The 20,517-nt window shown below is 61.6% G+C and carries 21 protein-coding genes; 16 read left to right on the plus strand and 5 right to left on the minus strand.

The window, feature by feature from the left end; all coding sequences use genetic code 11:
- The first annotated feature begins 49 nt into the window (after window positions 1-49).
- The 5 genes from AC6BYQ_RS11940 to AC6BYQ_RS11960 all read left to right on the plus strand — a co-directional run bounded on the left by AC6BYQ_RS11940 (window position 50) and on the right by AC6BYQ_RS11960 (window position 4,704).
- Window positions 50-994, plus strand: a complete 945-nt coding sequence (locus AC6BYQ_RS11940; RefSeq protein ID WP_019454903.1) for a metal ABC transporter substrate-binding protein — start codon at window positions 50-52, stop codon at window positions 992-994.
- On the plus strand, window positions 991-1,881 hold the full coding sequence (locus AC6BYQ_RS11945) for a manganese/iron ABC transporter ATP-binding protein (RefSeq protein ID WP_019454902.1): 891 nt from the start codon (window positions 991-993) through the stop codon (window positions 1,879-1,881). The genes AC6BYQ_RS11940 and AC6BYQ_RS11945 overlap by 4 nt, the downstream gene beginning before the upstream one ends.
- The gene (gene yfeC, locus AC6BYQ_RS11950) at window positions 1,881-2,741 is read left to right on the plus strand and encodes an iron/manganese ABC transporter permease subunit YfeC (protein WP_019454901.1); all 861 of its coding nucleotides are present in this window, start codon (window positions 1,881-1,883) and stop codon (window positions 2,739-2,741) included. Before AC6BYQ_RS11945 ends, yfeC begins: the two co-directional genes overlap by 1 nt.
- Complete coding sequence (locus tag AC6BYQ_RS11955; protein WP_498056908.1) at window positions 2,741-3,595, plus strand: metal ABC transporter permease; 855 nt, start codon at window positions 2,741-2,743, stop codon at window positions 3,593-3,595. Before yfeC ends, AC6BYQ_RS11955 begins: the two co-directional genes overlap by 1 nt.
- A gap of 239 nt (window positions 3,596-3,834) precedes the next feature.
- Entirely contained in the window at window positions 3,835-4,704 is an 870-nt protein-coding gene (locus AC6BYQ_RS11960; RefSeq protein ID WP_025159926.1) for a fructosamine kinase family protein, read from the plus strand.
- A gap of 38 nt (window positions 4,705-4,742) precedes the next feature.
- Here AC6BYQ_RS11960 and AC6BYQ_RS11965 read toward each other — a convergent pair whose 3' ends face one another.
- Window positions 4,743-5,303, minus strand: a complete 561-nt coding sequence (locus AC6BYQ_RS11965) for a YniB family protein (RefSeq protein ID WP_004931453.1) — start codon at window positions 5,301-5,303, stop codon at window positions 4,743-4,745.
- Window positions 5,304-5,496: 193 nt separating this feature from the next.
- Between AC6BYQ_RS11965 and AC6BYQ_RS11970 the strand changes: the two genes are divergently transcribed.
- From AC6BYQ_RS11970 to AC6BYQ_RS11990, 5 genes are all read left to right on the plus strand, one after another.
- A complete protein-coding gene (locus AC6BYQ_RS11970) occupies window positions 5,497-6,777 on the plus strand; it encodes an HdeD family acid-resistance protein (RefSeq protein WP_432525255.1) in 1,281 nt (426 codons plus the stop codon).
- A gap of 68 nt (window positions 6,778-6,845) precedes the next feature.
- On the plus strand, window positions 6,846-7,511 hold the full coding sequence (gene hxpB / locus AC6BYQ_RS11975) for a hexitol phosphatase HxpB (protein ID WP_019454897.1): 666 nt from the start codon (window positions 6,846-6,848) through the stop codon (window positions 7,509-7,511).
- A gap of 59 nt (window positions 7,512-7,570) precedes the next feature.
- Window positions 7,571-7,864, plus strand: a complete 294-nt coding sequence (locus AC6BYQ_RS11980) for a hypothetical protein (RefSeq protein WP_498056909.1) — start codon at window positions 7,571-7,573, stop codon at window positions 7,862-7,864.
- Between the two features lie 71 nt (window positions 7,865-7,935).
- Complete coding sequence (locus tag AC6BYQ_RS11985) at window positions 7,936-8,484, plus strand: metal-dependent hydrolase (protein WP_049212644.1); 549 nt, start codon at window positions 7,936-7,938, stop codon at window positions 8,482-8,484.
- Window positions 8,485-8,665: 181 nt separating this feature from the next.
- On the plus strand, window positions 8,666-10,057 hold the full coding sequence (locus tag AC6BYQ_RS11990) for an L-cystine transporter (RefSeq protein WP_019454895.1): 1,392 nt from the start codon (window positions 8,666-8,668) through the stop codon (window positions 10,055-10,057).
- Window positions 10,058-10,120: 63 nt separating this feature from the next.
- On the opposite strand, the gene phnX is transcribed toward AC6BYQ_RS11990, so the two are convergent.
- Both phnX and phnW read right to left on the minus strand, forming a co-directional pair.
- A complete protein-coding gene (phnX, locus tag AC6BYQ_RS11995; protein WP_019454894.1) occupies window positions 10,121-10,930 on the minus strand; it encodes a phosphonoacetaldehyde hydrolase in 810 nt (269 codons plus the stop codon).
- Between the two features lie 9 nt (window positions 10,931-10,939).
- The gene (gene phnW, locus AC6BYQ_RS12000; RefSeq protein ID WP_019454893.1) at window positions 10,940-12,043 is read right to left on the minus strand and encodes a 2-aminoethylphosphonate--pyruvate transaminase; all 1,104 of its coding nucleotides are present in this window, start codon (window positions 12,041-12,043) and stop codon (window positions 10,940-10,942) included.
- A gap of 155 nt (window positions 12,044-12,198) precedes the next feature.
- Here phnW and phnR point away from each other — a divergent pair, with 155 nt between their 5' ends.
- From phnR to AC6BYQ_RS12025, 5 genes are all read left to right on the plus strand, one after another.
- A complete protein-coding gene (gene phnR / locus AC6BYQ_RS12005) occupies window positions 12,199-12,918 on the plus strand; it encodes a phosphonate utilization transcriptional regulator PhnR (protein ID WP_019454892.1) in 720 nt (239 codons plus the stop codon).
- A 177-nt stretch (window positions 12,919-13,095) separates the two neighbouring features.
- Window positions 13,096-14,106, plus strand: coding sequence for a 2-aminoethylphosphonate ABC transporter substrate-binding protein (locus tag AC6BYQ_RS12010; protein ID WP_019454891.1), 1,011 nt, complete (start codon window positions 13,096-13,098; stop codon window positions 14,104-14,106).
- Between the two features lie 8 nt (window positions 14,107-14,114).
- A complete protein-coding gene (phnT, locus tag AC6BYQ_RS12015; protein WP_498057020.1) occupies window positions 14,115-15,239 on the plus strand; it encodes a 2-aminoethylphosphonate ABC transport system ATP-binding subunit PhnT in 1,125 nt (374 codons plus the stop codon).
- A 1-nt stretch (window position 15,240) separates the two neighbouring features.
- Window positions 15,241-16,104, plus strand: coding sequence for a 2-aminoethylphosphonate ABC transporter permease subunit (gene phnU, locus AC6BYQ_RS12020; protein ID WP_025159927.1), 864 nt, complete (start codon window positions 15,241-15,243; stop codon window positions 16,102-16,104).
- Between the two features lie 2 nt (window positions 16,105-16,106).
- Window positions 16,107-16,910, plus strand: coding sequence for an ABC transporter permease (locus tag AC6BYQ_RS12025; protein WP_498056910.1), 804 nt, complete (start codon window positions 16,107-16,109; stop codon window positions 16,908-16,910).
- Between the two features lie 47 nt (window positions 16,911-16,957).
- Here AC6BYQ_RS12025 and kdgR read toward each other — a convergent pair whose 3' ends face one another.
- Window positions 16,958-17,749, minus strand: a complete 792-nt coding sequence (gene kdgR / locus AC6BYQ_RS12030; protein WP_025159928.1) for a DNA-binding transcriptional regulator KdgR — start codon at window positions 17,747-17,749, stop codon at window positions 16,958-16,960.
- Between the two features lie 231 nt (window positions 17,750-17,980).
- Between kdgR and AC6BYQ_RS12035 the strand changes: the two genes are divergently transcribed.
- Entirely contained in the window at window positions 17,981-19,375 is a 1,395-nt protein-coding gene (locus AC6BYQ_RS12035) for an MFS transporter (protein WP_063919298.1), read from the plus strand.
- A 51-nt stretch (window positions 19,376-19,426) separates the two neighbouring features.
- On the opposite strand, the gene htpX is transcribed toward AC6BYQ_RS12035, so the two are convergent.
- Complete coding sequence (gene htpX, locus AC6BYQ_RS12040) at window positions 19,427-20,311, minus strand: protease HtpX (RefSeq protein WP_004931482.1); 885 nt, start codon at window positions 20,309-20,311, stop codon at window positions 19,427-19,429.
- Window positions 20,312-20,517: the final 206 nt, after the last annotated feature.

Genomic DNA, 20,517 nt, shown 5'->3' on the forward strand with positions numbered 1-20,517 from the left:
CTTCAATTGATATTGATAATCATTTTCATTTGAACCAGGAGACGTCATCATGCCTTTGATTAATTGCGTTTTTCGTCGCGGTCGCCTTCCCCGCGCCGCCGCACTGTTGCGCCCCTTCACGCTCGCCTGTTTATTGCTTGGCGCCGCCTTGGCCAGCCAAAACGCGTTGGCGGAAAAAAAGCTGCGCGTGGTGACCACTTTTACCATCATTCAGGACATCGCCCAGAACGTGGCGGGTGACGCCGCCGTGGTGGAATCCATCACCAAACCGGGCGCCGAGATCCACGACTACCAGCCCACGCCGCGCGACATCGTCAAGGCACAGCACGCCGACCTGATCCTGTGGAACGGCATGAACCTGGAACGTTGGTTCCAACGTTTCTTCGAGAACATCAAACAGGTGCCGGCGGCGGTCGTAACCGAAGGCATCACCCCACTGCCGATCCGCGAAGGGCCGTATAACGGCAACCCGAACCCGCACGCCTGGATGTCGCCGAGCAACGCGCTGGTGTATATCGAAAACATCCGCAAAGCGCTGGTGGAGCACGACCCGGCCAACGCGGAAACCTATAACCGCAACGCCAAGGCCTACGCAGAGAAAATCGGCGCGTTAGACGCCCCGCTGCGCGAACGCCTGGCGCGCATTCCGGCCGCGCAGCGTTGGCTGGTGACCAGCGAAGGCGCCTTCAGCTACCTGGCGCAAGACTATCAGTTGAAAGAGGTTTACCTGTGGCCGATCAACGCCGACGAGCAAGGCTCACCGCAGCAGGTGCGCCGGGTGATCGACGCGGTGCGCGCTCACCATATTCCTGTGGTGTTCAGCGAGAGCACCATTTCCGACAAGCCGGCCAGACAGGTGGCGAAAGAAACCGGCGCCAAATACGGCGGCGTGCTGTACGTGGACTCGCTGTCCACCCGCGACGGCCCGGTGCCGACCTATATCGACCTGCTTAACACCACCGTGCAAACCATCGCCAAAGGATTCGATCAATGAGCCATGAGCCGTTTGTCCGCCCTGAGCTGAACGTGGACGACGTAACCGTGACCTACAACAATGGGCACACCGCCATTCATAACGCCAGCTTCACCCTGAGCGGCGGTTCGATCTGCGCGCTGGTCGGCGTCAACGGCAGCGGCAAGTCGACGCTGTTCAAAAGCATCATGGGCCTGGTCAGGCCCACCGCCGGCCAGGTGTCGCTGAGCGACAAACCGGTGGCGGACGCGCTGAAAAAGAACCTGATCGCCTACGTGCCGCAAACCGAAGACGTCGACTGGAACTTCCCGGTGCTGGTAGAAGACGTGGTGATGATGGGCCGCTACGGCAAGATGAACTTCCTGCGCATTCCGTCGCGTGAGGATCGGCTGCGGGTCGACAAGGCGCTGGAGCGCGTTGGCCTGAGCGAGCTGCGCGGCCGGCAGATCGGCGAGCTGTCCGGCGGCCAGAAGAAGCGCGTATTTCTGGCGCGCGCGCTGGCGCAACAGGGCACGGTGCTGCTGCTGGACGAGCCGTTCACCGGCGTGGACGTGAAAACCGAGAATGCGATTATCGAGCTGCTGCGCGCGCTGCGCGACGAGGGCCATCTCATTCTGGTCTCCACCCACAACCTCGGCAGCGTGCCGGAGTTTTGCGATCGGGTGATCCTCATCAACCGCACGGTGCTGGCCGCCGGCCCGACCGAAACCACCTTCACCCAGAGCAACCTGGAGCAGGCGTTCGGCGGCGTGCTGCGCCATATCAACCTTTCCGGCCCGGATCTGCACGACGATAACGATCCGCGCACCGTCACGGTGTTGACCGACGATGAGCGCCCGGCGGTGTTCTACGGCCATACCAAGAGCGATCCGCCGGCCAACAGCCAGGCCAGGGAGAAACAATCCTGATGCTGGACCTTCTGCTGCAACCTTTCGGTTATAACTACATGGTGAAGGCCATCTGGGTCAGCGCCATCGTCGGTGCCGCCTGCGCGTTCCTGTCCGCCTACCTGATGCTGAAAGGGTGGTCGCTGATGGGCGATGCGCTGTCGCACTCGGTGGTACCCGGCGTGGCCGGCGCCTACGCCCTCGGCCTGCCCTACGCCGCCGGCGCCTTCTTCACCGGCATGCTGGCGGCGCTGGCGATGACGCTGGTGCGCCACATCACCCGGCTGCGCGAAGACGCCATCATCGGCTTTATCTTCTCCACCTTCTTCGCTGTCGGCCTGCTGATCGTGTCGCTCAACCCCACGTCGGTCAACGTACAGTCGATCATCTTCGGCAATATCCTCGGCATCGCCGACGAAGACGTACTGCAGGTGGAGATCATCATCGGCGTCTCGCTGCTGATCCTGTGCCTGGTGTGGAAAGACCTGCTGGCGGTGTTCTTCGACGAAAGCCACGCGGTGTCGATCGGCCTGTCGCCGCTGCGGTTGAAGATCCTGTTCTTCACCCTGCTCAGCGCCTGCACCGTCGCCGCGCTGCAAACCGTCGGCGCCATTCTGGTGATCGCCATGGTGATCACCCCGGGCGCCACCGCCTACCTGCTGACCGATCGCTTCAGCCGGCTGGTGATCATCGCCATCATCATCGGCGCGCTGACCAGCGGCGTCGGCGCCTACCTGAGTTTCTTCCTGGATGGCGCCACCGGCGGCGTGATCGTTACCCTGCAAACGCTGGTGTTCCTGGTGGCGTTCCTGTTCGCGCCGAAACACGGCCTGCTGGCGGCCAAACGCCGCGTGGCGCAATCGCAAACCGGAGGCCGCTGATGGACACCCTGTATCAACTGCTCAGCGAACCCTTCGCCTACCCGTTCATGCAGCGGGCGATCGTCGCCGCCATCGTCACCGGCGTGGTGTGCGCCGTGCTCTCCTGCTATCTGGTGCTCAAAGGCTGGTCGCTGATGGGCGACGCCATCTCGCACGCGGTGCTGCCCGGTATCGTGGTGGCGTTCGTGGTCGGCATTCCGCTGGCGATTGGCGCCTTCCTCTCCGGCATCTTCTGCGCGGTAGCCACCGGCTACCTGAAAGAGAACAGCCGGGTGAAAGAGGACACGGTGATGGGCATCGTCTTTTCCGGCATGTTCGCCTTCGGGTTGGTGCTGTTCTCGCGCATCGACACCGACCAGCATCTGAGCCACATTCTGTTCGGCAACATGCTGGGCATCACCGACGGCGAACTGAAACAAACCCTGCTGATCGCCGGCATCACCCTGGCGGTGGTGTTGCTCAAGCGCAAAGACTTCATGCTGTACTGCTTCGATCCGCACCATGCGCGGGTGATTGGCCTGCCGGTCAAGCTGCTGCACTACGGGCTGCTGTGCCTGCTGGCGATGACCATCGTCGCCTCGCTGCAGGCCGTGGGGGTGATCCTGGTGATCGCCATGCTGATCGCCCCCGGCATCATCGCCTTCATGCTGTGCCGTCGCTTCGATCGCATGCTGATGGTGGCGACGGTGGTGTCGGTGTTCTCCTGCGTGCTCGGCACGCTGATCAGCTTCCACATCGACGGCGCAACCGGGCCTTGCATCGTCATCGTGCAGGCCGTGCTGTTCGTGATCGCCTTGTTGTACAGTAAATTACGCCCGTTACAGCGTAACCAAATCGCGCTCACCGGCGGTTAATTCCCCCGATGCGGCGAAGCCTTCTGCTCGCCGCATCACATTCCCCCCGCTCATTGCGTCGTTGTCATCAAGTTGCAATCGGTATTGCGCTTAAATTAATCAATAGGGTATATACTTTGAGCTGGCGAGGCGCTGAAAAAATCGCCGCCTTTGACGCCGGCTGTGCGCCGCGTCGTGTTTTCACCAAGGGAAAGACGCTAACCTAATGAATTATCAGGCAGCACAGAGGGGGAAATACCATGTGGCAAGCCGTTAGCCGTCTGTTAAGTGAACATCTTGGCAGCGCAGAGATACGCGAAAGGATTGAACTGCCCGGGGGCGACATTCACCCGGCGTGGCGCGTGAGTTACGGTGACAACGAGGTGTTCGTGAAATGCGACGCCCGTGAACAACTGCCGATATTCACCGCCGAGGCCGATCAGCTGGCGTTGCTGGCGCGCAGCAAAAGCGTGCGGGTGCCGGAGGTGTACGGCGTCGGCAGCGATCGCGACTACAGCTTCCTGCTGCTGGAGTATCAGCAGCTGAAACCCCTCGATGCCCACGGCGCCTACTGCCTGGGCCAGCAGCTGGCGCATCTGCATCAGTGGAGCGAGCAGCCGCAGTTTGGTCTCGACTTCGACAGCGATCTGACCACCACGCCGCAACCCAACGCCTGGCAACGCCGCTGGTCGGAATTCTTCGCCGAGCAGCGCATCGGCTGGCAGCTGCAGCTGGCTGCGGAGAAAGGCATGACCTTCGGCGACATCGACGACATTGTCGATCGGGTGTATCTGCGCTTGCAGCACCACCAGCCGCAGCCTTCCCTGCTGCACGGTAACCTGTGGCCAGGCAACTGCGCGATGACCGCCAACGGGCCGATACTGTTCGATCCGGCCAGCTACTGGGGCGACCGAGAGTGCGATTTGGCGATGCTGCCGCTGTATCCGGAGCTGCCGCCGCAGATCTACGACGGCTATCAGAGCGTATGGCCGCTGGGGGCCGGCTTTATCGAGCGTCAGCCGCTGTATCAGCTGTACTACCTGCTCAACCGCAGCAACCTGTTCGGCGGCCAGCATTGGGTGGCGGCGCAGCGCGCGGTAGAGGCGCTGCTGCAGCCGGAAGCGTCGTAATCAGGTTCCGGGGCGCCGATCGGCGCCCCGTTCAGGGTTCAGGCCGCGCCGGCCAACTGCCCCAACAGGCGGATCACGAACCAGGCGATCACCGCAATCACGATGGGCAGAATGTACAGCGGGAAATACTGCAGGAAAATGGTGTGGTGCGGCAGCGTGATGCGTTCCTCCAACTGCTGACGCGTGTGCCCTTCGCTGCCTTTGGCCTGCTCCAGGATCATCTGATCTTCCAGCCCTTCGCGAATGAACTTGACCTGGCGCGACATGCGCGCGCCGGAAGCCTGCAATGCCAGCCCGACGAAGATCAGTATATAGATGATGATGAACATCAAATTGGCGCCGCTGAACAGGCTTTTATCCACGTCCGGCACCGGCGAGTTGTACCAGAAAAGGTTCAGGAACGGCGTATTGAAACGCACCATGTCCACCATCACGTGGACAAAATCCAGCATCACTGCGTTGATGCCTTTGGTTTTTTCACTGTGCTGATAGATAAAGCCCAGCACGGAAATCAGCGTCGACAGCAACGCCGGGATAAAAACCACCCATCCGAGAATGCGTTTCAAAATGGCGATACGCCCGGCCTGTTGATACGTCATGTGTTCCCCTTGTTAGCGACGTAACCGAATCGGCTAAGTCTACCTGCAGTTGGCGAAACTCGCCCACCGTTTTCTTCATTCCCGCTGTGCTACAAGCTTAGCCGAATTCGCCGAAATCAACTGCTTAACGATGTCCGGGCACTATTATTGAAATATTGAAAAGATAACGCTATCCCTTTGGGCAGAGGCCGCCATGATTCGACTGATTATCTTATTGCTGGGCGCGCAGGCACTGCACGGCCAGCGCCGCCTGCTGGTGCTGTTCGGCTGGCTGTGGATAGCCGCGGGGGCGCTGATGCTGTTCGACATCCTGCAAGATGGCCGGTCCATGCTGGCGCTGGATGCGCTGGCGGTCATCCTGGCGCTGGAGGGGCTGGTGGCGATATCCGCCGCGCTGGTGATCGGTTCCTCCGCCAGCCGGCCGGTGCTGCTTAAGGGGCTGGGCTTCGTGTTTATGGCCTTTTTAATGTTGGACGTGCCCGCAGACGATAACATCGTCGCCACCGTGATGTTTGGCAGCGCGCTGCTGCTTGACGGCGCCGTGCGCATCGCCTCCTCCACGGTGATTCAACACAGCCGATGGAAGACCGTGGCGCTGGCGGGCGGCGGCGAGATCCTGCTTTCGTTGATGATTTTTGTCGGCTGGCCGGCGCCGCATCGGATGACGGTACCCTTTTGCCTCGGGGTGATGATGGTGCTTTCCGGCTGGGCTTTATTGCGCATCGCCCGCAGACTGACGAGCTTCTCTCTGAATCAGCCCCCAGCGCAGCGGCCAGCGCCCCCGACCTCGGAGGCCACGCCGCTCACGGTGTATGTCTGGACACCGCTTGGCGCGGCTAAAGATCCACGCCGGCGTTACATCGTCGATCGATATATCGCGGCGGTCGACGGTGGCGGCAATATCTCCACCGGCCATGCCGCTCTGGCGCTCGCGCCGGACGTGTATATCAGTCACTACCCGCTCAACGACATCAGCCATTCCGTTCAGGATTTCCGCCAGCTGCTGCACGCCGGCGAACAAAACAACGTCGACGGGCGTTTCCTGCCCGATCTGCCGGGCGAGATCGCCGCCTGGTGCCCGCCGGACAAAAAAATTCAGTTCTGTCGCTATAACCCGGCGGCGCTGCGCGCGTTCTGGCTGCGCTATCGGCAGGACGACACCTACAACCTGACACGGCGCAACTGCTCCACCACGGTCATCGCGGCGCTCGACAGCGCGCTGGAAGGCGTGCTGGGCGATAAACACCTGTGGCGCCGCTTTCTGCTGCTGGTGCTCGATCCCAATCTGTGGATGCTGGCGGTACTGCGCAGCCGCGGTGAAAGCATGACCTGGACGCCGGGGCTGGTGCTGGATTATGCGCGCATGCTGCAACAGGTCTCCGAGCGCCAACACCAACGCTGGTGGCTTAAGCTGCGCGAGATGTGGACTATTCTGCGCTTTGGCAAAAACCCAACGCGCAGGCAAAGGTTTTAGTCTCTCCGTCGGCGATGATAAAGTGTCGGGCACATTCATTCATCCGCGCCGGCAGGAGTTAACCGCTAATGGCTTATTCGCAACGCATTGAAACCGCAATTTTTGATATGGACGGCTTGTTGATCGACTCGGAACCGCTGTGGCTGCAGGCCGAGCTGGATATCTTCGGCGCGCTGGGATTGGATCTGTCCGATCGTCACAAGCTGCCGGACACCCTGGGGCTGCGCATCGATCTGGTGGTGAAAATGTGGTATCAGGCGATGCCCTGGCAAGGGGTTTCGCTCGATGAGGTGTCGGCACGGATTATCGAGCGCGCCATCGAGCTGGTGCACGAGACGCGCCCGCTGCTGCCTGGCGTCCGGCAGGCGCTGGAGCTGTGCCGCAGTCAGGGGCTGAACGTCGGCCTGGCCTCCGCCTCGCCGCTGCACATGCAACAGCAGGTACTGAAGATGTTCGATCTTGAAGGCTACTTCGATCAATTGGTTTCCGCCGAATACCTGCCGTACAGCAAACCGCACCCGGAGGTCTATCTGATCGCCGCCGAACGCCTGGGCAGCGATCCGCTGCGCTGTATCACGCTGGAAGACTCCTTCAACGGCATGATCGCCACCAAAGCCGCGCGCATGCGCTCCATCGTGATCCCGGCCGCCGAATACCGCCACGATCCGCGCTGGGCGCTGGCTGACCACCAGTTGGAGACGCTGGAACAGCTTACTCCCGCCCACTTCGCCTGATCCTGCGGCGCCGGCCACCGGCGCCCTGGTTTTCCTCATCGCAGCCGGCCAAGAGATCCGTGCCGCAAAATAAACGAAACGCCGTTTCATTATTATTGAATTGCCGTGACGTTCTCATTATGCTGGACGGCAGGGAAAGCGACGGTCCGCGCAGCGCTGTCACTGCCACGCAGCGCTGTTCAAGGCCGCCGCTTCCTCCCGCCGCACACCGAAAAACCGCCCTCGTTGCTTTCCGTTTCACTCTCTCCAGCGCCGCCTTTTTGTTTTCGCCCGTCAAAATCGATGATTTGTTACGCATTGGCGTAACAAGCCGTTGTAAAACCGGGGAAAATAAACAATTGGTTACAGGGTAACTGCTTCCACTACTGGGAATTTCCCCATATACTGGATAAATTAACAGTTTACCAGCCGGAATCGCAACAGCATGACCGCGGAAGGACATCTTATATTCTCTGTCGCTTGCGCGATCTTCGCCAAGAAGGCGGAAGTGACGCCAGAGCTGGCTACCGGCGACTGGTGGCACATCATACCCGCTGCGCTGCTGACCTCGCTGCTGCCGGACATCGATCACCCCAAGTCGGTGCTGGGCCAGCGTCTGCGCTGGCTCGCCATTCCCATCGCCCGCGCCTTCGGCCACCGCGGTTTCACCCACAGCCTGCTGGCGATCGCCGGCGGCATGGCGCTGTTTCAGCTGGACGTGCCGCGCAGCTGGCCGATCCCGGCCGATGCGCTGCACGCCATGATCATCGGCTACTTCAGCCACCTGCTGGCCGATATGCTCACCCCCGCCGGCGTTCCGCTGCTGTGGCCGTGCCGCTGGCGTTTTCGTCTGCCGCTGCTCAACTCGCAAAAAGGCAACCAACTGGAGCGCGTACTGTGTCTGTGCCTGGTGGCCTTCGCCATCTGCTGGCAAGGTGATTTCACCCTCCCGGTGCAATCCTATGTCGAGCAAATCAGAAATATCAGGCTCTGATCACAAAAAATCGTTCAACCCATCACCCATGCGTATATAAAAAGAACAAAAACGCGCAAAAAGCTATATCAAATTCCATTTGGATATAAGTAGCCCACTCAGCAAACTGTTACGATATTTACATCGCGACATACGTGATGCGTAGTCGTTTTTATAAGAAAGATTATTGGAGACATTGGGGATGAATCTTCCGCTCGTGATTAACGTGCTGGTGTTTGTCGCGCTCCTTTTGCTGCTGGCGCAAACCCGCCACAAGCAATGGAGCCTGGCGAAAAAAGTGCTGGTCGGCCTGGTGGTCGGCGTGGTGTTCGGTCTGGGCCTGCAGCTGGTGTACGGCTCCGACAACCCGGTGCTGAAAGAATCCATCAGCTGGTTCAACATCGTCGGCAACGGCTATGTGCAACTGCTGCAAATGATCGTCATGCCGCTGGTGTTCGCCTCGATCCTGAGCGCGGTCGCCAAACTGCATAACGCCTCTTCTCTGGGTAAAATCAGCGTTCTGACAATCGGCACGCTGCTGTTCACCACGCTGATCTCGGCGCTGGTGGGCGTGCTGGTCACCAACCTGTTCGGCCTGACCGCCGAAGGCCTGGTGCAGGGCGCGCAGGAAAGCGCGCGTCTGACGGCGATCCAGACCAACTACGTGGGCAAACTGGCCGATCTGACCGTGCCGCAGATGGTGCTGTCGTTCATTCCGAAAAACCCGTTCGCCGACCTGACCGGCGCCAGCCCGACTTCGATCATCAGCGTGGTGATTTTCGCCACCTTCCTCGGCGTGGCCTCGCTGCAGCTGCTGAAAGACGACAAGCCGAAAGGCGAGCGCGTGCTGGTGGCCATCGACACCCTGCAAGCCTGGGTGATGAAGCTGGTGCGTCTGGTCATGAAACTGACGCCATATGGCGTGCTGGCGCTGATGACCAAAGTGGTCGCCGGTTCCAACATTCACGACATCGTCAAACTCGGCAGCTTCGTGGTGGCTTCGTACATTGGCCTGGCCATCATGTTCGTGGTACACGCCGCTCTGCTGGCCTTCACCGGCGTTAACCCGCTGAAGTTCTTCCGCAAGGTGTGGCCGGTGATCACCTTCGCCTTCACCAGCCGCTCCAGCGCCGCCAGCATTCCGCTGAACGTGGAAGCGCAGACCCGTCGTCTGGGCGTACCGGAATCCATCGCCAGCTTCTCGGCGTCGTTCGGTGCCACCATCGGCCAGAACGGCTGTGCAGGCCTCTACCCGGCGATGCTGGCGGTAATGGTTGCGCCGACCGTCGGCATCAACCCGCTGGATCCGGTATGGATCGCCACCTTGGTCGGCATCGTCACCATCAGCTCCGCCGGCGTGGCGGGCGTGGGCGGCGGCGCCACCTTCGCTGCGCTGATCGTGCTGCCGGCGATGGGCTTGCCGGTGACGCTGGTCGCGCTGCTGATCTCGGTCGAACCGCTGATCGACATGGGCCGCACCGCGCTGAACGTCAACGGCTCCATGGCGGCAGGCACCATCACCAGCCAGCTGATGAAGCAAACCGACAAAGCCGTGATGGACAGCGAAGACGAAGTCGAATTGGCGCATCGCTAACGCCGTCTCATAACGAAAAAACCGGGGATTATCCCCGGTTTTTTTATGCCCCGCGTTCGGTCGTTACGGCCGCTCGCCCTTCGCCAACCGCCGGTTGATATCGGCGATCGCTGCCGGCAATTGCGCCAGCGTGTCTATCACATAGTGCGCACCCGCCGCGTACAGCTTATCGGCGGCCGCCGCGCGGCGGCGCTCTATCTCGCCCGCCGCCATCTGTCGATACTCCGGCCAGGTGGCGCCGAACTCGTTGCCGGACAGCGCCAGCCCGACGCTCCACATCCCGGCATTCAGCCCTTCGGCAATGCCCGGCACCGCGTCATCCACCTTCACGCAATGCGCCACCGCATCGATACCCAACGCGATCGCGTTCTGCAACGCCATCCACGGCCCCGGTCGGCCGCCGGCCGCGAGATCGTCGGTGGCGACCCAGTAATCCGGCGCGTAGCCGCGCTCTGCGGCGGCGGGCACCAGCACTTCCATCACCGCGCGCGGATAACCGGAGCAGGAACCGATTTTAATCCCCTGCTCGCGCAAAGCGGCAATCACCTGCGGCACGCCCTCGATGGGATCGGCGAAGTCGATCACTTTGGCGATTTGCAGCGGCATAAACGCCTGATACAGCGCGTCGATGTCCTGGTGGCTCATCGAGCGCCCCAGCCGCTGCCGCCAGCGCGCGTCGACCGCCGGCAGTTTCCCCAGCGCCTCGATATGCTGCCATTTGCCCAGCCCCATCGGAATACGCGCTTCCGCCAGGCTGATGTCGATATCGAAGGTCTGTTTGAACGCCTCAACGAAAATCTGCGTCGGCGCAAAGGAGCCGAAGTCCACCGTGGTGCCGGCCCAGTCGAGGATTACGGCGTTGATCTGTTTCATGGTCAATCCTTATTGATTCCAGTACATCGCCTGCCCGACTGCCGCCAGCAAACGTTCGATATCTTGCGGGTAGATCTCCCCGATGTTGCCGATGCGGAAGCAGTCGCTCTGCGACACTTTACCGGGATAAATCACGAAGCCTTGTTGCTTCAGGCGCTGATAAAACTCGGCGAAGCGATAAGTGTCGGCCTTTGGCGAATAGAACGCGGTGATGATCGGCGAATGCAACGCCTCATCGAGCAGGGTTTCAAAGCCCAGTTCGCGCATGCCCGCCACCAGCCGCCGCTGATTGGTCTGATAGCGACGGTGGCGCGCGGCAATGCCGCCCTCCTGCTCCAGCTCTTTCAGCGCCTGCGCGAAGGCCAGCACGGTATGGGTCGGCGACGTAAAGCGCCATTTGCCGGCCTGGTCTTCCATACAGCGCCACTGGGCGTACAGATCGAGCGACAGCGAGCGCGAACGCCCGGCGCATTTTTCCAGTTCGCTGCGGCGGGCGATGACGAAAGCGAAGCCCGGCACGCCCTGAATGCATTTGTTGGCGGAACTGATCAGAAAATCGATGCCCAGCGCGTCCACATCCAACGGGATGCCGCCGAAGCTGCTCATGGCGTCGACGATAAAGGTCTTGCCGTTGCGCGCCGCCAGGCCGGCCACCTTCTGCAGCGGGTTGAGCATGCCGGTGGTGGTTTCACAGTGCACCATGGCGATATGGCTGATGCGCGCATCGCTTTTCAGCACCGCTTCCATCGCCGCCACGTCCGGTTCATTCACCTCGCCGCAGTCAAAGGCGTGGTGGTCGATATCCATCAGCCGCGCCATTTCGATCATCCGCGCCCCGTAGGCGCCGTTGTTGACGATCAGCAGCTTGTCCTGCGGGCCGATGACCGTGCCCAGCACGCCCTCTACCGCAAAGCTGCCGCTGCCCTGCAGCAGCACCGAGGTGTAGCCGGCGGACGGCGTCGCCAGCGCCACCAGCCGTTGGCGGATGCTTTGCACCACGCCGAGGTTGTAATCTTCATCCCAGGTACAGCTGTCGAACAGCATCGCCTCTTTCACCGTTTTCGAGGTGGTCAACGGGCCGGGGGTCAACAGCAGGTAGTTACGGTCGGACATGTTATTCACCTATTTGGTCTATACCAGATTGCACTCATTGTGGCGGCAAATTCCTGCCCCGGTCAAACGACAAAGCGCGGTGAAACAAAAAATTCATCTGGCTATGTATAATAAGCGCGTGCCGGAATGTCGGGCCGATGCCATAGCGAGATGAAATGAAAGAACATCAGGGCGATATGCCCCACTACCTGCAGATCAAGGATCAGCTTCAGGCGCGCATCACCCGCGGCGCGCTGCAGGCCGGCGACAAGCTGCCTTCGGAGCGCGAGCTGTGTGCCATCTTCTCCACCACCCGCGTCACCATCCGCGAAAGCCTGGCGCAGCTGGAAGCCACCGGCGCCATCTATCGAGCCGATCGCCGCGGCTGGTTCGTCACGCCGGAGCGACTGTGGCTGGACCCGACGCAAAACACCAACTTCCACCGTCTGTGTCAGGAGCAGGGGCGCACGCCGCGCACCGCGCTGCTGTCCGGCGAAAAAACCACGGTGCCGCTCGACGTCATGCAGCCGCTGGCGCTCGAACCGTTCGATCAGGTGTATCTGCTGCGCCGCGTGCGCTACGCCGACGGCCGCGCTATCTGCTACTGCGAAAATCACTGCCTGCCGCAGCGGGTGCCGGAACTGCTCAGCCACGATCTCAACGGCAGCCTGACCGAGGTCTATCAGCAGCATTACTCGTTGATTTACAGCAACATGCACCTGTCGTTCTACCCGACGGCCCTGCCTTACCGCGCCGCCAATGCGCTCGGCGCCATGGTCGGCCTGCCCGCCTTGTTGCTGCGTCGACTGAATTACGATCAGCACGGCCGCATCCTCGATTTCGATATTGAATACTGGCGCCACGACAGTCTGCGCATCGAAGTCGATACACTCTAACCTCGGCTATCACGGGGCCGGCGTCCGCCGCCCCGCCTTCCTCACCCACGCTCGATCACCCTTTTAAGACAAATATATTTTGCCGCTTTCATTTGTTTGTCATATTCGCCGATTAGCTTGGCCGCATATCTGGTGTATACCAGTTTCGCATTAACTTGCCACAGTGAGGCTGAAGCTATGAAACTTTCTCGTCTGGTCGTCATGACCGCCATCGCACTCGGTTCCGCACCGGCCTGGGCCGCCGATGCGGTGGTGACCGTCTACTCTGCCGACGGTTTGCACGACGGCGACCACAGCTGGTATCAAACCCAGTTCGACGCCTTCACCCAGGCGACCGGCATCAAGGTGCAGTATGTTGAAGGCGGCTCGGGCGCCATCGTGGAACGGCTGTCGAAAGAACGCAGCAACCCGCAGGCCGACGTGCTGGTGACGCTGCCGCCGTTCATCCAGCGCGCCGCCGCGGAAAAACTGCTGCAGGACTTTACCCCGCAGGCGGCGGCGCAGATCGCCGATGCGCAGCCGCAGTTCGTGCCGCTGGTGAACAACTACCTCAGTTTCATCTATAACGCCAAACTGCTGCCGCAGGCGCCCGCCAGCTACCAGCAGCTGCTGGACGCGCAGTTCCGCAACAAGCTGCAGTATTCCACGCCGGGACAGGCGGGTGACGGTACTGCGGTGATGCTGCAGGCATTTCACAGCTTCGGTAGCAAAGACGCCGGTTTCGACTATCTCGGCAAGCTGCAAAGCAACAACGTCGGCCCTTCCGCCTCCACCGGCAAGCTGACCGCGCTGGTCAATAAGGGGGAGCTGCTGGTGGCCAACGGCGATCTGCAGATGAATCTGGCGCAGATGCGCAGCAACCCGAACGTCAAGGTGTTCTGGCCGGCCGGGCCGGACGGCAAGCGCAGCACGCTGGTGCTGCCTTACTACGTCGGTCTGGTGCAGGGCGCGCCGCAAAGCGCCAACGGCAAAAAGCTGATCGACTTCCTGCTGAGCAAGGAAGCGCAGAGCAGCGTCAGCGCCATTTCCTACGGCATGCCGGTGCGTAAGGACGTCACGCCGACCGACGATAACTTCAGGCAGTCGCAGGCCGCTTTGCAAGGCGTGGACATCTGGGCGCCGGACTGGAATCAGGTGGTGAGCAGCCTGTCCGCCGACATTTCTCGCTGGCACAAGGTGACCGAATGACTCTGGCCATGCCTTCTCTTCTCTCATCTCGCGCCGAGGCGCGGGATAACAGCCAGGATATCGCCGGGCCGTCGGGCATCCAGCTCGATCGCGTCAGCGTGTCGTATCGCGGCACCGAGGTGCTGAAACCCCTGACGCTCACCATCGCTCCCGGCGAAGTGCTGGCGCTGATCGGCCCCTCCGGCTCGGGTAAGACCACCGTGCTGCGGGCGATTGCCGGCTTCGTGCAGCCCTCCGCCGGGCGCATCGCCATCGGCGACGTCGATGTCACCGACGTGCCGCCCTATGAGCGCGGTCTGGGCATGGTGGTGCAGAACTACGCGCTGTTTCCGCATATGCGCGTCGAGGACAATGTGGCGTTCGGCCTGCGCGCGCAGGGCAAGCCGCGCGGCCTTATCGCCGAGCGCGTCGAAGAGGCGTTGGCCATCGTCGGCATGTCCGCCTACGCCAAGCGTTATCCCAGCCAGCTCTCCGGCGGCCAACAGCAGCGGGTGGCGATCGCCCGCGCCATTGCGGTGCGCCCCAAGGTGCTGCTGCTGGATGAGCCGCTGTCGGCGCTGGACGCGCAAATCCGCCACAGCATGGTGGAAGAGATAGCCCGCCTGCACCGCGAGCTGCCGGACCTGACCATTCTGTACGTCACCCACGATCAGGGCGAAGCGCTGACGCTGGCGGACAAGATCGGCATCATGCGCGACGGCCATCTGATCGCCCACGGTGAAACCCGCGCGCTGTACCATCATCCGACGAACCGCTTCACCGCCGAGTTCCTCGGCCGCGCCAACCTGCTGCCGGCTACCGCCCTGGAGACTACCGCGCAGCAAGGTATGACCACCGTCAGCTGCGCCGGCAAAGTGATCGGCTGCTTCACTTATGGCGCACAACGCGGCTTCGACAAGCTGCTGTGCATCCGGCCACAGCACATTGCGCTCGATGCCGATGCCCAGCGCAGCAACTGCATCATCGGCACGCTGCGCGATATTCATTGGCAGGGAGAGTTGACGCACCTGCAGTTCGACGCGGAAGGCCATCCGCTGCGCGTGGTCACCACCCATCGCAGCCAGATGCCGCAGATCGGCGAGCGCGTGCCGCTCTATTTCGCCCCCGACGATGCGGTACTGATCGAGGACTGACATGACCGACTCTACGCTTACTCGCCCGTCCCTGCGGCTGCGTTTGCCGCGCCGCCTGTGGATCCTGTTACCGCTGCTGGTGCTGGCGACGCTGTTTTTCTACCCGCTGGCGCTGATCGTCAAACAGGCGTTTACCGACGACCAGGGGCTGTTCAGCGCCGCCGCGCTGCAACAGGTGTTCGAATCCCGCCGCTTTGTCGGTGCCCTGCTCAACACGCTGCAGATCGCGCTGCTGGCGACGCTGGGCTGCCTGGTGCTCGGCACGCTGCTGTCGCTGCTGCTGGTATTCACGCCGTTCCCCGGCAGCCGGCTGATCGCCCGAGTGATCGATACCTTTATCGCCATGCCGACCTTTCTGATCACGCTGGCCTTCACCTTTATCTACGGCTCCGCCGGCCTGCTGAACGGCACGCTGATGGCGACCTTCGGCTTCACCCTGCCGCCGGTCGACTTTCTTTACTCCATCTGGGGAGTGATCCTGGCGGAAATCACCGTGTTTACGCCGCTGGTGATGCGCCCGCTGATGGCGGCGCTGTCGCAGATCGACCGCAGCCAGCTTGAGGCCGCCAGCATCCTCGGCGCCCGGCCGGGGCGCGTGGTGCGCCAGGTGATTTTACCGGCCGCACTGCCGGCCTTGCTGGCCGGCGGCAGCCTGTGTCTGTTGTTGACCACCAATGAGTTCGGCATCGTGCTGTTTATCGGCGCCAAGGGCGTCACCACGCTGCCGATGATGGTCTACTCCAAGGCGATTCTGGAGGCGGATTACGCCGTCGCCTGCACCATCGCCGTGGTGAATATCGCGCTGTCGCTCGGGCTGTTCTCCCTTTACCGCTATGCCGCGGCACGCGCCGGGCTGAGGAACTGACGATGTTGATTTGGTCTCGCACCGGCCGCACCCTGACCTGCACGCTGACGGTCACGCTGTTCGCCCTGTTCTTCTGCCTGCCGCTGGCGGTGATCCTGATGTCCAGCCTCAGTGAACAGTGGAACGGCGTGCTGCCGAGCGGCTTCACCCTCAACCACTTTCGCCAGGCCTTCAGCGGCGCCTCCTGGGACGCGCTGGTCGCCAGTCTGGCTATCGGCTTCAGCGCCAGCCTGTTCGCGCTGCTGTGCGGTACCTGGGCGGCGCTGGCGCTGCGCCACCATCAGGGGCGCGGCCAGCGGCTGTTGGGCACGCTGTTTTTCATTCCCAGCGCGGTGCCTTCGGTCTCCATCGGTCTGGGGATGCTGGTGGCGTTCAGCCAAGGGCCGCTGCAGATGAACGGCACCTTCCTGATCGTGCCCGCCGCCCACTTCGTGTTGATTTCCGCCTTTACCTTCGGCAACGTGATGGCCGGGCTGACCCGGCTACCTGGCGACTACGAGAACGTCGCTGCCAGCCTGGGCGCGTCGCCGCTGTTCCGCCTGCGCCACGTCACCCTGCCGATGATCGCCCCCTACATGATCTCCGCCTTCGCTCTCAGCCTGTCGCTGTCGATGGGGGAACTGGGCGCGACCATGATGATCTACCCGCCGAGTTGGGCGACGCTACCGGTCACTATCTTCAGCCTGACCGATCGCGGCAGCATCGCCAATGGCGCGACGCTGACCATGATCCTGGTGGCCGCCACGCTATTGCTGATGTTGGTGCTGGAGCGAATTTCGCAGCGGCTGACGCCGGGCATGAAATAGCAACAAGGCGCTGCCGCCGCAGCGCCTTGTTGTTTATTGGCGAAGGGTCAAAACGGGTAGTCGTGATAGCCCTGCTGTTCGGATATACGCCGGGCGGCGACGTGCAGCAACGCCACATACTCCTCCCGCGCCGCGTCGGAAAAACGCAACGTCGGGAAAGAGATGCTCAGCCCGGCGATCGCCACCCCGAACCGGTCGAAAACCGGCACCGCAATGCAGCGGATCCCCGCCTCTTGTTCCTCGGCGTCTTCGCCGTATCCCTGAGCCCGCACCCGATCCAGCACCGGCAACAGTTCGGCGGCGCTGGTCAGGGTATGCTCGGTGCTGCGGGTAAAGTCAATCTGCGACAAAATCTGCGCCACCTCATCCCGCCCGCGCCAGGCCAGCAGCACTTTCCCGATGGCGGTGCTGTGCAGCGGGTTGCGGCGGCCGATGCGCGAATACATGCGCAGGTTGTACATCGCGTCGATCTTGTGGATATAGACGATGCCGTCCTCGTCCAGGGCGCCGAGGTGGATGGTTTCGCGGGTACGGTTCGACAGTTCGCGCATCTCTACATCCGCGCTGCGGATCAGATCGACGTTCTGTAACGATTTGGCGCCCAGCTCGAACAGCTTGAGCGTCAGCGCATATTTTTCCGTCTCGCCTTCCTGCGAAACGTAGCCCAGCGCTTTCATGGTCTGCAGAAAACGGTAGACGGTGCTTTTAGACATCATCACCCGCTGGGACAGCTCGGTAATGCCGATCTCGCGCTCATCGCCGAGCGCCTGCAAAATGCCGAACACTTTCATCACGGATGAGACGGCATCCGGTTGCTTGTCTGAATCTGCGTTAGCCATGGTGAATACCCTACTTAACGGTTTTGTTTCAGGAAATTTAAACAAGGGTTTCAGTATAATCGGAACAGATCGCGACGCGCAACGCACATAGGCGCTAAGCGATTGAAGCCAAATGGATAACCGCCGGCCCGCTCACCGCTATTTACAATTAAGCGGACAACGGGCATGCAATCGCAGGCGATTATGATTAGCATGATAATACTCCCCTGAATAAACACCGCTGAGACCAACATGCGTTCTTGTTCCGACGGCCTCCCCGTCCCGCAACGCTATGGGGCGATCCTCGCCATCGCCCTCGGCATTACCGTATCGGTGCTCGACGGCGCGATAGCCAACGTGGCGCTGCCCACCATCGCGCGCGATCTCAACGCCAGCCCGGCCAGCTCCATTTGGGTGGTCAACGCCTATCAGCTGGCGATCACCGTGTCTTTGCTGTCGCTGGCGTCGCTCGGCGATCTGGTCGGCTATCGTCGCATCTATCAGGCCGGATTGCTGGTGTTCAGCATCACCTCGCTGTTCTGCGCCCTGTCCGACTCGCTGCTCACCCTGACTATCGCCCGCGTGCTGCAAGGCTTTGGCGCCGCCGCCATCATGAGCGTCAACACGGCGCTGATCCGCATCATCTACCCGCAACGCTTTCTCGGCCGCGGCATGGGCATCAACTCGCTGATCGTCGCCTGCTCCTCGGCGGCCGGGCCGACGGTGGCGGCCGCTATCCTGTCGGTCGCGTCCTGGCAATGGCTGTTCGCCATCAACCTGCCGATCGGTATCGTCGCACTGCTGCTGGGGATGAAATTCCTGCCCGCCAACGGCCAGAAAAACGATAATCGCCGTTTCGATCCCACCAGCGCCGTGCTGAATGCGCTGACCTTCGGCCTGCTGATCACCGCCATCAGCGGCTTCGCCCAGGGCCAGAGCCTGACGCTGATCTTCAGCGAGATCGCCGCGCTGCTGGCGATTGGCGCAGTGTTTGTTCGCCGCCAGCTGCGTCAGGAATTTCCTCTGCTGCCGGTCGACCTGCTGCGCATTCCGATCTTCGCCCTGTCGATGGGCACCTCAATCTGCTCGTTCGCCGCACAGATGCTGGCGATGGTGTCGCTGCCGTTCTTCCTGCAAAGCGCATTGGGCCGCGATGAGGTGGCGACCGGGCTGCTGCTGACGCCCTGGCCGCTGGCGATCGTGGTGATGGCACCGATCGCCGGCCGGCTGGTGGAGCGCGTACACGCCGGCCTGCTGGGCTGTATCGGGCTGGCGGTGTTCGCGCTCGGGCTGTTCTCGCTGGCGCTGCTGCCCGCGGCGCCGTCGAATGTGGACATCATCTGGCGCATGGTGCTGTGTGGCGCCGGTTTCGGCCTGTTCCAGTCGCCCAACAACCACACCATCATTTCCGCCGCGCCGCGCAACCGCAGCGGCGGCGCCAGCGGCATGCTGGGCACCGCTCGCCTGCTGGGACAAACCTCGGGGGCCGCGCTGGTGGCGCTGATGTTCAACCTGTTCCCTGCCTCCGGCACCCACGCTTCGCTGATCCTGGCCGGGGTGTTCGCCACCCTGGCAGCGGCGGTCAGCAGCCTGCGCATCACCCAGTCGACGACGCAGACAGTGCAGCCCAGCCGCGAGATGAAATAGCGGACATAAAAAAACCCCGGCAAGCCGGGGTTTTTCATGATATTCAGCCGATTACTTCAGGTACTGGCCGGTACGCAGCGCTTCGATGCGCTTGTCGAGCGGCGGGTGCGACATGAACAGTTCGCTGAACGACTTGGATTTGCCGTTGATGCAAAACGCCATCATGCTGCCCGCTTCCTGCGGTTCGTAGCTGGTTTTCAGGCGCTGCAAGGCAGCGATCATCTTCTCGCGGCCCACCAGTTTGGCGGAGCCGGCGTCGGCGTAGAACTCGCGGTGACGCGAGAACCACATGGTGATGATGCTCGCCAGGATGCCGAACACCAGTTCCAGCACCATCGACACCGCGAAGTAAATCATCGGGTTGCCGTTGCCTTCCCCTTCGCCATCACCGTCGCGGTTGCCCAGGAAGCCGGCGGCGACCTGCGCGATCAGGCGCGAAATGAAGATCACGAAGGTGTTCACGATGCCCTGAATCAGGGTCATGGTCACCATATCGCCGTTGGCGACGTGGCTGATTTCGTGCGCGATGACCGCTTCCGCTTCGTCACGGCTCATGCTCTGCAACAAGCCGGTGCTGACGGCAACCAGCGAGGCGTCGCGGCGCGCGCCGGTGGCGAAGGCGTTGATGTCCGGCGCATGGTAGATAGCGACCTGCGGCATGGCGATGCCCGCCTGCTGCGACTGACGGCGCACCGTTTCCAGCAGCCAGTTTTCGGTTTCGTTACGCGGCTGTTCAATCACTTCTCCGCCGACGGAGCGCAGCGCCATCCACTTGGACATCAGCAACGACACGAAAGCGCCGCCGAAGCCGAACAGACCGGCCATGATCATCAGGCCCTGAACGCTACTGGATTGGATTCCTGTCAGGCTGAGCACCAGCCCGAAAACCAACATCACCGCCAGGTTGGTGAGCAGGAACAGAGCTATACGCATCATAAAATGTTTACTTCCTCATAAATGTTAACAAAACGCTGTCCAAGATACCCTAGATCGTATGGGCATTCGTCACAGTTTCAAGAGTCGCGCGTCATTAACCTACTAAAAATACGAAACTTTACAAAAACGGCGCGCGACCGGGATTTGGCAAATTGTAAACGATTGTTGCGCAAGGCGGAGGGATTTCTCACAAAAAATTCTTTGCC

This window comes from Serratia sp. LTN-2, from assembly GCF_059740205.1.

Excerpts from the sequence above, each read along its gene's own strand:
- AC6BYQ_RS11940 (WP_019454903.1), top strand. The coding sequence starts at position 50 with ATGCCTTTGATTAATTGCGTTTTTCGTCGCGGTCGCCTTCCCCGCGCC.
- AC6BYQ_RS11945 (WP_019454902.1), top strand. The coding sequence starts at position 991 with ATGAGCCATGAGCCGTTTGTCCGCCCTGAGCTGAACGTGGACGACGTA.
- yfeC (WP_019454901.1), top strand. The coding sequence starts at position 1,881 with ATGCTGGACCTTCTGCTGCAACCTTTCGGTTATAACTACATGGTGAAG.
- AC6BYQ_RS11955 (WP_498056908.1), top strand. The coding sequence starts at position 2,741 with ATGGACACCCTGTATCAACTGCTCAGCGAACCCTTCGCCTACCCGTTC.
- AC6BYQ_RS11960 (WP_025159926.1), top strand. The coding sequence starts at position 3,835 with ATGTGGCAAGCCGTTAGCCGTCTGTTAAGTGAACATCTTGGCAGCGCA.
- AC6BYQ_RS11965 (WP_004931453.1), bottom strand. The coding sequence starts at position 5,303 with ATGACGTATCAACAGGCCGGGCGTATCGCCATTTTGAAACGCATTCTC.
- AC6BYQ_RS11970 (WP_432525255.1), top strand. The coding sequence starts at position 5,497 with ATGATTCGACTGATTATCTTATTGCTGGGCGCGCAGGCACTGCACGGC.
- hxpB (WP_019454897.1), top strand. The coding sequence starts at position 6,846 with ATGGCTTATTCGCAACGCATTGAAACCGCAATTTTTGATATGGACGGC.
- AC6BYQ_RS11985 (WP_049212644.1), top strand. The coding sequence starts at position 7,936 with ATGACCGCGGAAGGACATCTTATATTCTCTGTCGCTTGCGCGATCTTC.
- AC6BYQ_RS11990 (WP_019454895.1), top strand. The coding sequence starts at position 8,666 with ATGAATCTTCCGCTCGTGATTAACGTGCTGGTGTTTGTCGCGCTCCTT.
- phnX (WP_019454894.1), bottom strand. The coding sequence starts at position 10,930 with ATGAAACAGATCAACGCCGTAATCCTCGACTGGGCCGGCACCACGGTG.
- phnW (WP_019454893.1), bottom strand. The coding sequence starts at position 12,043 with ATGTCCGACCGTAACTACCTGCTGTTGACCCCCGGCCCGTTGACCACC.
- phnR (WP_019454892.1), top strand. The coding sequence starts at position 12,199 with ATGAAAGAACATCAGGGCGATATGCCCCACTACCTGCAGATCAAGGAT.
- AC6BYQ_RS12010 (WP_019454891.1), top strand. The coding sequence starts at position 13,096 with ATGAAACTTTCTCGTCTGGTCGTCATGACCGCCATCGCACTCGGTTCC.
- phnT (WP_498057020.1), top strand. The coding sequence starts at position 14,115 with ATGCCTTCTCTTCTCTCATCTCGCGCCGAGGCGCGGGATAACAGCCAG.
- phnU (WP_025159927.1), top strand. The coding sequence starts at position 15,241 with ATGACCGACTCTACGCTTACTCGCCCGTCCCTGCGGCTGCGTTTGCCG.
- AC6BYQ_RS12025 (WP_498056910.1), top strand. The coding sequence starts at position 16,107 with ATGTTGATTTGGTCTCGCACCGGCCGCACCCTGACCTGCACGCTGACG.
- kdgR (WP_025159928.1), bottom strand. The coding sequence starts at position 17,749 with ATGGCTAACGCAGATTCAGACAAGCAACCGGATGCCGTCTCATCCGTG.
- AC6BYQ_RS12035 (WP_063919298.1), top strand. The coding sequence starts at position 17,981 with ATGCGTTCTTGTTCCGACGGCCTCCCCGTCCCGCAACGCTATGGGGCG.
- htpX (WP_004931482.1), bottom strand. The coding sequence starts at position 20,311 with ATGATGCGTATAGCTCTGTTCCTGCTCACCAACCTGGCGGTGATGTTG.